The 14,584-nt window shown below is 68.6% G+C and carries 9 protein-coding genes; 8 read left to right on the top strand and 1 reads right to left on the bottom strand.

The genetic code is table 11. From position 1 onward, the window contains the following. Positions 1-9: 9 nt before the first annotated feature. The 8 genes from DLM85_RS00165 to DLM85_RS00200 all read left to right on the top strand — a co-directional run bounded on the left by DLM85_RS00165 (position 10) and on the right by DLM85_RS00200 (position 13,517). Positions 10-1,473 carry a RagB/SusD family nutrient uptake outer membrane protein gene (locus DLM85_RS00165; protein WP_111476053.1) on the top strand — a complete coding sequence of 488 codons (1,464 nt, stop codon included), beginning with the start codon at positions 10-12 and terminating at the stop codon, positions 1,471-1,473. Between the two features lie 348 nt (positions 1,474-1,821). Further along, the gene (locus DLM85_RS00170) at positions 1,822-3,093 is read left to right on the top strand and encodes a sugar MFS transporter (RefSeq protein WP_111476054.1); all 1,272 of its coding nucleotides are present in this window, start codon (positions 1,822-1,824) and stop codon (positions 3,091-3,093) included. A 29-nt stretch (positions 3,094-3,122) separates the two neighbouring features. Then, complete coding sequence (locus DLM85_RS00175; RefSeq protein WP_243635825.1) at positions 3,123-4,583, top strand: glycoside hydrolase family 30 protein; 1,461 nt, start codon at positions 3,123-3,125, stop codon at positions 4,581-4,583. Between the two features lie 44 nt (positions 4,584-4,627). Then, complete coding sequence (locus tag DLM85_RS00180) at positions 4,628-5,737, top strand: T9SS type A sorting domain-containing protein (protein ID WP_111476056.1); 1,110 nt, start codon at positions 4,628-4,630, stop codon at positions 5,735-5,737. A gap of 94 nt (positions 5,738-5,831) precedes the next feature. Next, on the top strand, positions 5,832-7,316 hold the full coding sequence (locus DLM85_RS00185) for a glycoside hydrolase family 30 protein (RefSeq protein WP_243635826.1): 1,485 nt from the start codon (positions 5,832-5,834) through the stop codon (positions 7,314-7,316). A 166-nt stretch (positions 7,317-7,482) separates the two neighbouring features. Continuing rightward, entirely contained in the window at positions 7,483-9,471 is a 1,989-nt protein-coding gene (locus tag DLM85_RS00190) for a sialate O-acetylesterase (RefSeq protein ID WP_133256804.1), read from the top strand. A 229-nt stretch (positions 9,472-9,700) separates the two neighbouring features. Beyond that, positions 9,701-11,869 (top strand): RICIN domain-containing protein, encoded by a 2,169-nt coding sequence (locus DLM85_RS00195; protein WP_111476058.1) that lies wholly within the window; start codon positions 9,701-9,703, stop codon positions 11,867-11,869. A gap of 139 nt (positions 11,870-12,008) precedes the next feature. Continuing rightward, positions 12,009-13,517 (top strand): glycoside hydrolase family 30 protein, encoded by a 1,509-nt coding sequence (locus tag DLM85_RS00200; RefSeq protein WP_111476059.1) that lies wholly within the window; start codon positions 12,009-12,011, stop codon positions 13,515-13,517. Between the two features lie 299 nt (positions 13,518-13,816). Here the strand turns inward: DLM85_RS00200 and DLM85_RS00205 are convergent, their stop codons facing one another. Further along, positions 13,817-14,557, bottom strand: coding sequence for an SDR family NAD(P)-dependent oxidoreductase (locus DLM85_RS00205; protein ID WP_111476060.1), 741 nt, complete (start codon positions 14,555-14,557; stop codon positions 13,817-13,819). Positions 14,558-14,584 lie beyond the last annotated feature (27 nt).

Consider the following 14,584-nt stretch of genomic DNA (forward strand, 5'->3'; position numbering starts at 1 on the left):
TTCGTTCCCATGAAAAAGCTAGTTATTCCCGTTCTCGCCCTCGCGCTGCTCGCCTCCGGCTGCAACGTGCTGGACAAGGAGCCGCTGACGACCCTGGCCCCGTCGAACTTCTTTAAGACCGCCGAAGACGCCGAAGCCTCGCTGGCGGCCGTGTACGACGGGCTGCAGGCCAAGGGCTGCTACGCCGAGGTGCTGATGCTGATGGGCACCATGCCCACCGACGACGGCGCCAGCGCCAACAACGACGTGGCGGTGCTGCGCACCATCAACTGGAACTCCTCGACCGGGCAGGTGTACGACATGTACCGCGACGCCTACCAGGTCGTCAACCGCGCCAACGCCGTCATCAAGTACGTGCCCGGCATCAGCGGCATGAGCAGCGGCCGCCGCGACCAGATCATCGGCGAGGCGAAGTTTCTGCGGGCCCTGGCCTACTTCAACCTGGTGCGCCTCTACGGCGGAGTGCCGCTGCGCCTGGAGCCCACCGAGAGCGGCGACCCGGCCATCCTGAACCTGCCCCGCGCCGCCGCCGACGAGGTGTACAATCTGATTGTGAGCGACCTGACGGCCGCCGCCGGGGCCGCGCCCGCGAGCAACCCCACCCGCGTGACCCGCGGCGCGGCCAACGCCCTGCTGGCCCGTGTGCAGCTGACCCGCCGCGACTGGGCCGCCGCCAAGACCGCCGCCGGCAACGTGCTCGGCGGGCAGGGCGGCTACACGCTCGCGCCGAGCTTCAACGCGCTGTTCCCGGCCGACAACCGGGGCGAGTCCATTTTCGAAATCCAGTTTTCGGGCAACACCGACGCGGGCACCTTCCACACCCTGCCCGACGTGGTGATGCCCAGCCCGCCGGCCACCTACGCCTTCCCCAAGTTCAACCGCCCCAGCGCCAACCTGCTGCAGGCCGCCGACACGGTGAACGACCTGCGCTGGAGCTTCCAGGGCAACACCAGCGCCGGGCGCAACTTCGCCAGCTTCGTGCGCCGCCCCGGCGGCGGCGACAACGGCGGCGACTTCTGCTACAAGTGGCGCAGCGACGGCAACAACTTCAACTCGCCCGACAACAGCTACCTGCTGCGCCTGGCCGACGTGCTGCTGATGTACGCCGAAGCCAGCAACGAGCAGGGCGGCCCCTCGCAGGACGTGCTCGACAAGCTGAACCCGGTGCGCCAGCGGGCCGGCCTGGCCCCGCTCACCATGAGCAGCCCGCAGCTGGCCAGCAAGCAGGCCCTGCGCCGCCAGATCGAGCTGCAGCGCCGCCTGGAGCTGGCCTTCGAGGGCGAGCGGTGGTTTGACCTGGTGCGCTACGCCCGCCACGAGCAGGCCGACCCGAGCGCCGACCACGCCTGGACGGCCCTCGACCAGATTCAGCAGCAGCGCAACGGCCGCCGCGACGAAAACTACCTGCAGCTGCCCATTCCGCTGAGCGAGCTGAACACCAACACCCAGATTCAGCAGAATCCGGGGTACTAGGGCGCCTCTTGAGCGTCATGTGGAGCATGTCGCGACTCAAGCGCGGCCCCGCGGCACCTCGCGGGCTGAGGCCGGCTAGTCATTCCGGTTCAACCAGGCCGGCATGATCCGGCGAAATGCCCCGGCCTGACGGCCGGCGTGGCCGACGATAACGCACACCGTTTTAGCCGTTCCGGGGCAGCGGGGAACAGGGGAATAGCATAACCCTGCCCTGGGACGGTACTTTTTTGTGGAGAAGGGGAACTGCAGGGACCGGCAGCCGGTGGCCCGCCGCGAGGTGAGTGGCGCGACGACGCCACCGGCTGCCTTCCCGGCCCTCCGCCTCATCTTCCATCTGCTTTTGTTTCTATGGCACCTGGCATTACCACGCTGGCTCCGGCCGACACCGCGGCCGCTCCGGCCACCGGCACCCAGCCGCGCTACACTTCGGCCCTGGCCTCGCTGACGGTGCTGTTCTTCATGATGGGCTTTATCACCTGCCTGAACGACATCCTGATTCCCTACCTGAAGGCCATCTTTCAGCTCAGCTACACCCAGGCCAACCTCATCAACCTCTGCTTTTTCGGGGCCTACTTCGTGATGGGCATTCCGGCGGGCCGGGTGGTGCAGCGCCTGGGCTACAAGGGGGGCATGCTGCTGGGTTTCGTGGTGGCGGCGCTGGGCTGTTTCCTGTTCTACCCCGCCGCCGATGCGCGCAGCTACCCGCTGTTCCTCGGCGCCCTGTTTGTGCTGGCCACGGGCGTGGTGCTGCTGCAGGTGGCCGGCAACCCCTACGTGGCCGTGCTCGGGCCCGCCCGCTCGGCGCCGGCCCGCCTCACGCTCACGCAGGCCTTCAACTCGCTGGGCACCACCGTGGCGCCGCTGCTGGGCGCGGCCCTCATTCTCTCGCGCCTGCCCGACCTCGACGCGGCCCGCGCCGCCGAGGCCATCGACGTGCGCGCCGTGCAGGTGCCCTACCTCTGCATCGGGGCGGTGCTCATCGGCATCAGCCTGCTGCTGGGGCGGATGAAGCTGCCCGTCATTCACCACGAAGAAGGGGCGGACGACCACGCCGGCCGCCGCGCCTGGCACTACCGCCACCTGGTGCTCGGCATGGTGGGCATCTTCGCCTACGTGGGCGGGGAGGTGGCCATCGGCTCGCACATCGTGTCGTACCTGGGCCTGTCGGACGTGATGAACCTCTCGCCCAAAGCCGCCGGGGAGCAGATTGCCTACTACTGGGGCGGGGCCATGGTGGGCCGCTTCGCCGGGGCCTACGTGCTCAGCAAGGTGAACCCCGGCCGCCTGCTGGCCCTGACGGCGGTGGGGGCGGTGGCGCTGCTGCTCGCATCGATGCTCACGCGCGGCGAGCTGGCCATGTGGACGCTGCTGGCCGTGGGGCTGATGAACTCGATCATGTTCGCCACCATTTTCACCCTGGCCGTGGCCGGGCTCGGTCGCCACACCAGCGCCGCCTCGGGGCTGCTGAACGTGGCCATCGTGGGCGGGGCGGTGGTGCCCATGCTCTTCGGGCTGGTGGCCGATGCGGCCTCGCTGCGCCTGGCCCTGCTGCTGCCGGTGGCCTGCTACGTCTACATCATGTGGTACGGCCTGCAGGGCCACGCGCGCCGCGCCGCCTAAGACTTCCTTCGCTTTTCCCCAACACGCCCGTGCCTACGCTTTCCTTCGTCCGTTTTCTTGCCTGCGCCGGCTTGGTGCTCGGTGCAGCCTTGGCGCCGCAGCCGGGCTTCGCCCAGGCGCCCGCCAAAGTCGGAACGGCCAAACCCGCCAAAGCCGGCCCCGCCGCCACGCTCTGGCTGACCACGCCCGACCAGGCCCAGCTGCTGCGCGAGCAGCCCGGCAAGCTGGCCTTCCGGCCCGCCGCGGCGAAAACGACCGGCCCGGTTATCGAGCTGAACGACGCACAGCGCTACCAGCGCATCGACGGCTTCGGCTACTGCCTCACGGGCGGCTCGGCCGAGCTGCTGCACCGCATGGGCGCGGCGGAGCGGGCCCAGCTGCTGCGCGAGCTGTTCGCCATCGACGGCACCAATATCGGCGTGAGCTACCTGCGCCTGAGCATCGGCGCCTCCGACCTCGACGCGCAGGTGTTCAGCTACGACGACCTGCCCGCCGGCCAGACCGACCCCGAGCTCAAGCACTTCAGTCTGCAGCCCGACCGCGCGCACCTGCTGCCGGTGCTCAAGGAAATCCTGGCCATCAACCCCCGGATCAAGCTGCTCGGCTCGCCCTGGTCGCCGCCGCCGTGGATGAAAACCAACGGCGAATCGAAGGGCGGCTCGCTGAAGCCCGAGTGCTACGACGCCTACGCCCGCTACTTCGTGAAGTACGTGCAGGGCATGGCCCAGGAGGGCGTGCGCATCGATGCCATTACCATTCAGAACGAGCCGCTGCACCCGGGCAACAACCCCAGCCTGCTGATGCCGGCCGAGCAGCAGGCCGAGTTCATCAAGAAAGCCCTCGGCCCAGCCTTCAAAGCCGCCCGGCTCGACACGAAAATCATCGTGTACGACCACAACTGCGACAAGCCCGAGTACCCGCTGACGATTCTGCGCGACCCGGAAGCGGCTCAGTACGTCGACGGCTCGGCCTTTCATATGTACGCCGGGCAGATCGAGGCGCTGAGCGCGGTGCACGACGCCTTCCCGCAGAAGAACGTGTACTTCACCGAGCAGTGGATCGGGGCGCCGGGCAAGTTTGCCGGCGACCTGGCCTGGCACGTGCGCACGCTCGTCATCGGGGCCACGCGCAACTGGGCCCGCACCGTGCTGGAGTGGAACCTGGCGGCCGACCCGCAGCAGAACCCACACACGCCCGGCGGCTGCACCGAATGCCTCGGCGCCCTCACGCTGGACGGCAACGCGGTGACGCGCAACCCGGCCTACTACATCATCGGCCACGCCAGCAAGTGGGCCCGGCCCGGCTCGGTGCGCGTGGCCTCTACCGAGCCCGACAAGCTGCCCAACGTGGCCTTCCGCACGCCCGCGGGCCAGCACGTGCTCATCGTGCTCAACGACGCGGCCGCTCCGCAGCGCTTCCGCATCCGGCTCGGCGGGCGCGAAACGGCCGCGCAGCTGCCCGCCGGCGCGGTGGGCACCTACGTGTGGTAACGGCTTCAAAATTCCTGACTCACCCCTACACCCCAGTCATTCCCATGAAAAAAGTATCTACTCTCGCGGCTGCGGCCGCCCTCTGCCTCGGCGCCCTCAGCGCCCAGGCGCAGTTCACCGTCAACGGCGTGCTGGCCCCGGCCGAAATCGGGACCGGCGCGGGCAAGTACCAGCTGGTGGGCAGCTACACCAACGCGCACTCCGTGGCCGACCGCGGCCTGAAGCAGCTCTACGTGGGCACCACCGCCACCACCCTGAACGTGATGCTGGTGGCCTCGCCCGAGAAAACCGACTACAACGCCCTGGTGCTCTACCTGGACGTGCCCAACAAGACCGGCATTGCGGCCGGCACCCGCCTGCCCGGCGGCGACGACACCTCCTCGCAGCTGCGCCACCGCCCCACGCTCGACCTGCAGGCCGACTACGCCTTCCGCCTCACCGTGTCGCCGCTCTCCAACACGGGCACCTTCAACGTGTACCTGAGCAAGCTGGACTATACCGCGGTGCCCAACGCGGCCGGCCGCTACCCCGACAAATACCTCGGCCCGACCGACAAAACCGGGGCGCCGCTGAACGTATCGGACCCGACGACCAACCTCGTGGGGGCCAAGTTTGCCTACCGCACCACGACCAGCGTGGCCGCCAACACCACCACCGGCTGGGAGCTGGAGCTGCCGCTGGCCGCGCTGGGCGGGGCCAGCGCCAACGACGTGGTGAACATGCTGGCCGCCTACGTGGGCGACAACGGCGACTTTTACTCCGATGTGCTGCCGCAGGTGGCCGGCCAGACCACCGACCTGGGCACCGACCCGAATTTTGCGCTGATTGCCGGCCGCCAGAGCTTCGCTTACCAGGTGGGCAACGGCCCGCTGGCCAGCCGCGCCACCGCCGCGGCCCTGAACCTGGAAGCCTACCCCAACCCCGTGACGGCCGTCAGCCAGCTGCGCTACGCCGTGGCCGGCGGCGCCCAGCCGGTGAGCGTGGAAGTGTACAACGCCCTGGGCCAGCAGGTGCTGCGCCTGCTCGACGCCGAGCAGCAGCCCGGCTCGCACGCTGCCTCGCTGGCCCCGCTGCGCCAGCTGGCGGCCGGCAGCTACCTGGTGAAACTGCGCGTGGGAACGCAGCTCACCAGCCGCCGCGTGGTGGTGCAGTAATGCGCCCGCGGCAGGGCCGAACGACCGGGCGGCCCCCCAGGGGTGCCCGGTCGTTCTAAGCCCGCTGTCTTTTCTGCCTTTTTCCGTTTCTCCGATGATGATTGCCCGCATGTTTGCCCTGAACCCGAAGCGCGCGGCCCGCCTGGCCCTGGCGGGCCTGCTGCTGGCCGCCGGTGCCTGCCAGGAAAAGGACCCCCAGCCCGCCCCCGACCCCGAACCGCCCGTGGTGGTGCCCAGCGGCCCCTCGCAGGTGGCGTTCTGGCTGACCAACGGCGACCGGTCGGCGCAGTTTCGCCGGCAGACGACGCGGCTGAACTTCGCCCCGCTGGCCAACCAGAACCCGACCATTGTGGTCGACACCACCCAGCAGTACCAGGACATCGACGGCTTCGGCTTCACCTTGACGGGCGGCAGCGCCTACGTCCTCAACCGCATGAGCAGCACGGCCCGCGCCGGCCTGCTGCGCGAGCTGTTTGCCACCGACAGCACCTGGCTGGGCGTGAGCTACCTGCGCCTGAGCATCGGCGCCTCCGACCTGAGCGACCGGGTGTTCACCTACAACGACCTGCCCGCCGGCCAGACCGACGAGCCGATGGCGCAGTTCAGCCTGCAGCCCGAGCGCGCCGACCTGCTGCCGGTGCTCAAGGAAATTCTGGCCATCAACCCCGGCATCAAAATCCTCGGCTCGCCCTGGACGGCCCCGTCGTGGATGAAAACCAACGGCAGCCCCATCAACGGCTCGCTCAAGCCCCAGTACTACGCCGCCTACGCGCGCTACTTCGTGAAGTACGTGCAGCAGATGCAGGCCGAGGGCGTGCGCATCGACGCGGTGACCGTGCAGAACGAGCCGCTGAACCCCTACAACGAGCCGAGCATGGTGATGTCGGCCGCCGACCAGGCCACCTTCGTGCGGGACCACCTCGGGCCGGCGTTTCAGGCCAATAATATCAGCACCAAAATCATTGCCTACGACCACAACGCCGACGCGGCCGGCCTGAGCTACGTCAACGCGGTGCTCGGCGACGCGGGCGCCCGCAGCTACCTCGACGGCTCGGCGTTTCACCTCTACGAAAACAGCAACATCGCCAACCTTTCCACGATTCACAACGCCTTCCCGGCGAAGAACGTGTACTTCACCGAGCAGTACGTCAACGCCAGCGGCAACTTCGCGGCCGACCTCAAGTGGCACGTTGACAACCTGCTGATCGGGGCCCCGCGCAACTGGAGCCGCAATGTGCTGGAGTGGAACCTGGCCGCCGACGCCGGCAACGGCCCGCGCACCAACGGCGGCTGCAGCACCTGCCTGCCGGCCGTGACGGTGAGCGGCAACGCGGTGACGCGCAACCAGGCCTACTACGTCATTGCCCACGCCAGCAAGTTTGTGCGCCCCGGCTCGGTGCGCATCGGCTCCAACACGCCCGGCGAGCTGCCCAACGTGGCCTACAAAACGCCCGCCGGCAAAAAGGTGCTCGTCGTGCTGAACACCGCGTCGGCGCCGCGCACCTTCAACATCGGCTACCGCGGCAAGCAGGTGGCCACCACGCTCAACGCCGGCTCGGTGGGCACCTACGTGTGGTAGGGCCGCGCCACTAGGTCCCCATCGGCCGCGGGCTGTGGCGCCCGGGCCGTAAGGGCCCCGGGCAGGACCGGCCGCTCAGCCGACTTTTGCCGGGCCTTCCGACGTCCGGCCGGGGCCTTGCGCCGCTCGGCGCGGGGGCGCTTCGACCTTGCTTGTTCCATTGCCCATGTCCTCCCGAACCCCGCTCCTCGTCGTGTTGGCCGCCCTGGCCGCCAGCCTGCCCGCCGCCAGCGCCGTGCGCCTGGCCCGCCTCGTGGGCGACCATATGGTGCTGCAGCGCGGCCAGCCGCTGCCCGTCTGGGGCTGGGCCGACGCGGGCGAAGCCGTGACGGTGAGCTGGCGCGGCCGCACCTATGCCGCCACCGCGAGCGGCCCGGCCGGGCGCTGGACGGTGACGCTGCCCGCCACGCCCGCCGGCGGCCCCTACGAGCTGACGGTGCGGGGCCGCAACCAGCTCACCGTGCGCGACGTGCTGGTGGGCGACGTGTGGCTGGCCGCGGGCCAGTCGAACATGGAGTGGCCGGTGGCCGACGCGCTCAATGCCCCGGCCGAAATAGCCGGGGCCGTCTTTCCGCGCATCCGCCGCCTCGACGTGCCCAACGAGGCCGCGCTGACCCCGCAAACGGACTTCGGCGGGGTGGGCTGGCAGCCCTGCTCCCCCGGTACGGTGGGCGGGTTTTCGGCCGTGGCGTACTTTTTTGCCCGCGAGCTGCACCAGCGCTACCAAGTGCCCATCGGCCTGATTACGGCGGAGTGGGGCGGCACCCCCGCCGAATCGTGGATAAGCGCCCAAACGCTGCGCCAGCTGCCGGACTTCGCCGACAGGGTAGGGGCGGTGCAGGCCCTGACGGGCAGCATTGCCGACCGGCAGGCCGACTACGAGGCGCGCACCCAAGCCTGGCAGGCCAGCCCCGCCGGCCAGGACCAAGGCTTGGCCGGCGGCCAGGCCCGCTGGGCCGACCCCGCCCTGGACGCCGGCAGCTGGCCCCCGATGACGCTGCCCGGCTACTGGGAAAGCCAGGCCGAGGCCCTGCGCACCTTCGACGGCACGGTGTGGCTGCGGCGCGAAGTGACGCTAACCGCCGCCGAAGCCGCCCAGCCCGCCACCCTGGGCCTGGCCCGCATCGACGACCAGGACTCGACCTGGGTGAACGGCGTGGCGGTGGGCGGCACCCGCGGCTACCTGCCCAACCGCCGCTACGCGGTGCCCGCCGGCGTGCTGCGCCCGGGCCGCAACGTGGTGACGGTGCGCGTGGTGGATACCGGCGGGGGCGGCGGCATCTGGGGCAGCGCGGCCGATCTGTTTCTGACCACTGCCAGCCGCACGCTGCCCCTGGCCGGGCCCTGGCAGTACCGCGTGCCCTACGACGCGGCCAGCCGGCCGCTGGCGCCCTTTCCCGGCGGGCCGAGCCAGGTGCCCACGCTGCTGTTCAACGGCCAGATCTACCCGCTGGTCCCGTACGCGCTCAAGGGCGTCATCTGGTACCAGGGCGAGTCGAACGCCGACCGCGCGGCGCAGTACCGCGCGCTGTTTCCGGCCCTGATCCGGGACTGGCGCGCCCGGTGGCAGCGGCCCGCGCTGCCCTTTCTCTTCGTGCAGCTGGCCGGCTACCTGCCGCCCGCCACCGCCGAGCCGGCCGAAAGCAGTTGGGCCGAGCTGCGCGAGGCCCAGCAGCTGGCGCTGGCCCTGCCCGCCACCGGCATGGCCACCGCCATCGACGTGGGCGACTCGACCGACATTCACCCGCGCGACAAGCAGACGGTGGGCCGCCGCCTGGCCCTGCAGGCCCGCCGCGTGGCCTACGGCGAGGCCGCCGTCGTGGCCAGCGGGCCGGTGTTCGAGCGGCTGACCATCAGCGGCAGCACCGTGCGCCTGACGTTCAGCAACCCCGGCCACGACCTGGTGCTGCGCGACGCCGGCGGGCCCTACCTGAAGGGTTTTGCCCTGGCCGGGGCCGACCGCCGCTTTGTGTGGGCCCGGGGCGAGGTGCAGGGCCGCAGCATCGTGCTGCGCAGCCCCGAGGTGCCCCGCCCGGTGGCCGTGCGCTACGCCTGGGGCAACCTGCCCTTTCTCAACCTCTACAACCGCGAGGGGCTGCCCGCGCCGCCCTTCCGCACCGACCAGTGGCCCGGCCTGACGACGGGCCGGCCCTAAGCCGGCGGCCGCGCCGTCGAGCCAGACCTTCATGCCGGCTTATTCCGCCGCAACCCTGCTGCCCACGGCGCCGCCCGCGCTGCTGCCGCGCCCGGGCGCAAGCCCTGAAAAAGCAGCGGCGGGACGCCGGCAGCCCCCGCGCTGATTGCCCCCGCTTCCCTGTTGCACGCCTTCGCTCCGCCTTTCCGCCCCGCTGGGGGCATTTCCACAACCCAAACCCTTTACGCGTATGCAACACGTTTCCCGCTTACTCCTCGGCCTGCTGGCCGCGGGCTGGAGCCTGCACGCCGCCCCGGTGGCGGCCCAGACGGTGAACCTGTGGATGACCACCGGTGACCAAAGCAAGCTGCTGCAGCAGCAGGCCAGCACCGGCTTCGCGGCCAACACCGGCACGGCCAGCACCACCATTACCGTGAGCGACGGCACAACCTACCAGACCATCGACGGCTTCGGGGCTTCGATGACGGGCTCGTCGGCGTACCTGCTGAACCAGAAGATGTCGGCCGCCCAGCGCGACGCGCTGCTCAACGAGCTGTTCAGCGGCTCGGGCATCCGGCTCACGTTTCTGCGCCACAGCATGGGGGCCTCGGACTTTTCGGCCTACGGCAACTACACCTACGACGACAAGCCCAGCGGCCAGACCGACCCGAACCTGACCTCGTTCAGTCTCGGCGCCGACCTCACCGACGTGGTGCCGATGCTCAAGGCCGCGCGCACCCGCAACGGCGCCATCAAGGTGATGGGCACCCCGTGGACGGCCCCGCCCTGGATGAAGGAGCAGTATCAGTGGGCCGGCGGCTGGCTGAGCACCGCCTGGTACCAGACTTACGCCAACTACTTCGTGAAGTACGTGCAGGCCATGCAGGCCCAGGGCGTGCCGGTGTACGCGGTGACGCTGCAGAACGAGCCGCTGTTTGCCGCGCCCTACGCCTCCATGCGCATGGACCCGGGCAACCAGGCCGCCTTCCTGAAAAACAACATCGGGCCGGCTTTCCAAAGCGCGGGCATCACCACCAAGCTGGTGGTGTACGACCACAACTGGGACAACCCGAATAACTACGTGCAGTCGGTATTTGCCGACGCGGCGGCCGCGCAGTACGCCGCCGGCTCGGCCTGGCACGGCTACTCGCCCACCAGCGGCATTCCAAACCAGACCACCGTGCACAACGCCTACCCCGGCAAGGACCTGTGGTTTACCGAAGTCACGGGCTCGGTGGGCTCCAGCTTCGCCGGCGACCTGAAGTGGCACCTCTCCAACATCATCATCGGTACGACCCGCAACTGGGCCAAGGCGGCGCTGGAGTGGAACCTGGCCCTGGACCAGAACAGCGGCCCCACCAACGGCGGCACCAACACCTGCCGCGGGGTGGTGACCATCAACAACTCGACCGGCGCCGTGACGCGCAACGTGGAGTACTACGCCCTGGGCCACGCCAGCAAGTTTGTGGACCCGGGCGCGGTGCGCATCGGCTCCAACTCGGTAAGCGGCGGCATCGAAAACGTAGCCTTTCGTAACCCCGACGGCACCCGCGTGCTCATCGCGCTGAACAACAGCAACGCCGCGCAGACCTTCAAAGTGGTGTGGAACAGCCAGGCCTTCAGCTACACGCTGCCGGCCGGGGCGGTGGCCACCTACAAGTGGGCGGGCACCGGCACGCCGGCCAGCGGCCCGCAGATCGGGCGCATCTACCAGATCAGCTCGAAGAACGGCGGCAAGACCATGGAAGTCTCGGCCAACTCCACCGCCAACGGCGGCCGGGTGCAGCAGTGGGGCTGGGCCAATACGGCCAGCCAGAAGTGGAAGCTGGTGGATGCCGGCAGTCCCTACGTGCGCCTGGTGAACCTGAACAGCAACAAGAGCCTGGACATTGCCGGCCCCAGCACCGCCGACGGCGCCCTGGTGCACCAATGGGACTGGGCCTCGGCCGATAGCCAGTACTGGCAGATTATCGACAACGGCGACGGCACCTACCGCATCGTGAGCAAGTACAGCGGCAAGGCCCTGGACGTGCAAAATAACTCCACCGCCGACGGCGCGGCCATTCAGCAGTGGACCTGGGGCGGGGGCAACAACCAGCGCTGGTACTTCTCCGACCAGGGCCCGGCCACCCGCACCACGCTGGCCACCGCCGCGCCGGAGGTGGATGCCCGCCTGACCGTGTACCCCACGGTGGTGGGCACGGAACTGGCCTTCACCTACGCGCCCGAGCGCGGCCAGGAGCTGCTGGTGCAGCTGGTGGACGTGCTGGGCCGCCGCGTGCTGCAGCTGCCGCGCACGGCCCACGCCGGCCCGAATCAGTTCACTCTGGACGTGGCCGGGTTTGCGGCCGGCGTCTATACCTTGCGCGTAGCCACGCCCGATGGGCAGCTGCAGCGCCGCGTCATCATCAGCCGCTAATGCCCCAATCTGCCCCTTATTCCTGACCTGCTGCCCTGACCCATTCCGCTGCTTTGGCGGGGTGGGTCTGTTTGGCATCGGGCCGGGGCAGCAGACGGCTACGGCGGCTTCTCATTCCCAACCCATTTCCTCTTACCCAATGCAATCTGCCAACCCGACGTGGAGCCTGCTGCTGGGCGCCGCGCTGCTCGCCGCTCCCGCCGCCTCGGCCCAGACCAAACCCACCGTCAAACCCAAGCCGGCCACGACGACGACTGCCGCGCCGGCCTCGTACTCCGCCGCCGGCAAGCAGGCGCAGGTGTACCTCACGGCGCAGGGCACGCCGAGCCGCCTGGCCGCCACCGAGAAGCTGAGCTTCAAGCCGGTGGGCCAGCCGCTGGAAACCGATCCGACGGTGTTCATCGACCCCACGCACGCTTACCAGACCATCGTGGGCATCGGCGGGGCGCTGACGGACGCGGCGGCCGAAACCTTTGCCAAGCTGCCCAAAACCCAGCAGCAGGAGCTGCTGCGCGCCTACTACAGCCCCACGCAGGGCATCGGCTACACGCTGGCGCGCACCAACATCAACAGCTGTGACTTCTCGAGCGACACCTACACCTACGTGCAGGACGGGGACAAGGAGCTGAAAACCTTCAACATTCAGCACGACGAGAAGTACAAGATTCCCTTCATCAAGCAGGCCACGGCAGCGGCGGGTGGCACCTTGCCCCTGTACGTGAGTCCCTGGAGCCCGCCCGCGTGGATGAAGGACAACAACTCCATGCTGCAGGGCGGCCACCTGCGGCCGGAATTCCGCCAGGCCTGGGCGAATTACTACGTCAAGTTCATTCAGGCCTACGAGAAAATGGGCCTGCCCGTGTGGGGCCTGACGGTGCAGAACGAGCCCATGGCCAAGCAGCGCTGGGAGTCGTGCATCTTCACCGCCGAGGAGGAGCGCGACTTCGTGAAGGGCTTCCTGGGCCCGACGCTGCAGAAAAGCGGCCTCGGCAACAAAAAGCTCATCGGCTGGGACCATAACCGCGACCTGGCCTTCCAGCGCGCCAGCACCCTTTTCGACGACCCCGAGGCCAGCAAGTACTACTGGGGCCTGGGCTTCCACTGGTACGAAACCTGGACCGGCTCCACGATGCAGTTCGACAACCTGCGCCGCGTGCACGAAACCTACCCCGCCAAGAACCTCATCTTCACCGAGGGCTGCATCGAGAACTTCAAGCTCGATAACGTCAACGACTGGAAGCTGGGTGAGAAGTACGGCCACTCGCTGATCAACGACTTCAACGCCGGCACCGTGGCCTGGACCGACTGGAACGTGCTGCTCGACGAAACCGGCGGCCCCAACCACGTCGGCAACTTCTGCTACGCCCCGGTCATTGCCGATACCAAGGCCGGCAAGCTCATCTACACCAACATCTACTACTACCTCGGCCACTTCTCCAAGTTCGTGCGCCCCGGCGCCCGGCGCATTGCCACCGCCAGCAGCCGCGACGTGCTCCAAACCACCGCCTTTCGCAATGCCGACGGCTCCGTAGCCGTGGTAGTGATGAACCAGACCGACAAGGAAATGCCCTTCCAGCTTTGGATCAAAGGCCAGGCCGCCGCGACGGTCAGTCCCGCGCACTCCATTGCCACCTACGTGCTGAACTAACGGGGAAAGCAGCGGAACTAGAACGTCAAGTGGCGGCAAAAGACCGTCATCCTGAGGCGCAGTCCAAGGACCTTCCTCGTACCCTGCACAAACCGGGAAGCGCAGCCACCAACGCCCAATCGTTCGGGCTCGGTGGCTGCGCTTCTGCGTTACTACGGCCGCTTGGCAAAGCGTTGGCGCTTCGTAGGCGGCGGTGCAGGGCTTGAGGGAGGTCCTTGACTACGTCGACCTGCGGTTCGGCTGCGCCGGATGACGTGCTGATTTTTCGTGCTGACTCTAACCGTCCGCTCGTCCAGCCGCTACAGCCGATCCAGCCGGCCGCCGTCCACGCGCACTTCGGCGCCCTGCACGAAGGCCGCGTCGTCGGAGGCGAGGTAGGCCACGGTGGCGGCCACGTCCTCGGGGCGGCCCACGTCGGCTTTGTCGATGGTTTCCACGCCGCTTTTCACGTTGGGATTGTCCCAGAGCATGGGCGTGTCGATGGCGCCGGGCATGACCACGTTGACGCGGATGCCCTTGGGCTTGCCTTCCAGGGCGGCCGAGCGGGTGAGCGAGTTCACGCCCGCCTTGGCCGCCGCGTAGGGCGCCACCAGCGGGCTGGTTTCGACGGCGTGAATGCTCGACACGTTGACGATGCAGCTGCCGGGCTTCATGTGCAAAAAGCCCTGCTTGATAAAGTAAAACGAGCCGAGCAAATCCACGCTCAGCACGCGCAGCCACTCTTCGCCGCTGTACTGCTCCAGGGGCTTGAACAGCATCAGCCCGGCGTTGTTGACGATGACGTCGAGGCGGCCGAAGCGCTCCAGCGTGCCCTGCACGGTGGCTTCCACCTGCGCCTCCACCGCCACGTCGCACACGCTGGCCCACACGGCGGGCGCGCCGGCTTTTTTCACCAGCTCGGCGCCTTCGGTCAGCTGCTTTTCGGTGCGCCCGACGACCACCACGCGCGCCCCTTCCGAGGCCAGCCGCTGCGAAATAGCCAGGCCAATCCCGCTGGCTCCGCCGGTAACAATGGCAACTTTGTCCTGAAAACGGGTCATGGAAGTTTAGGGGTTGAGGAGGTTGTG

It is taken from the genome of Hymenobacter edaphi (genome assembly GCF_003258365.1).
Taxonomy (GTDB): Bacteria; Bacteroidota; Bacteroidia; order Cytophagales; family Hymenobacteraceae; genus Solirubrum; species Solirubrum edaphi.

Coding starts and splice junctions, on each gene's coding strand:
- DLM85_RS00205 (WP_111476060.1), bottom strand. CDS start 14,557: ATGACCCGTTTTCAGGACAAAGTTGCCATTGTTACCGGCGGAGCCAGC.
- DLM85_RS00185 (WP_243635826.1), top strand. CDS start 5,832: ATGATGATTGCCCGCATGTTTGCCCTGAACCCGAAGCGCGCGGCCCGC.
- DLM85_RS00180 (WP_111476056.1), top strand. CDS start 4,628: ATGAAAAAAGTATCTACTCTCGCGGCTGCGGCCGCCCTCTGCCTCGGC.
- DLM85_RS00200 (WP_111476059.1), top strand. CDS start 12,009: ATGCAATCTGCCAACCCGACGTGGAGCCTGCTGCTGGGCGCCGCGCTG.
- DLM85_RS00190 (WP_133256804.1), top strand. CDS start 7,483: ATGTCCTCCCGAACCCCGCTCCTCGTCGTGTTGGCCGCCCTGGCCGCC.
- DLM85_RS00195 (WP_111476058.1), top strand. CDS start 9,701: ATGCAACACGTTTCCCGCTTACTCCTCGGCCTGCTGGCCGCGGGCTGG.
- DLM85_RS00165 (WP_111476053.1), top strand. CDS start 10: ATGAAAAAGCTAGTTATTCCCGTTCTCGCCCTCGCGCTGCTCGCCTCC.
- DLM85_RS00170 (WP_111476054.1), top strand. CDS start 1,822: ATGGCACCTGGCATTACCACGCTGGCTCCGGCCGACACCGCGGCCGCT.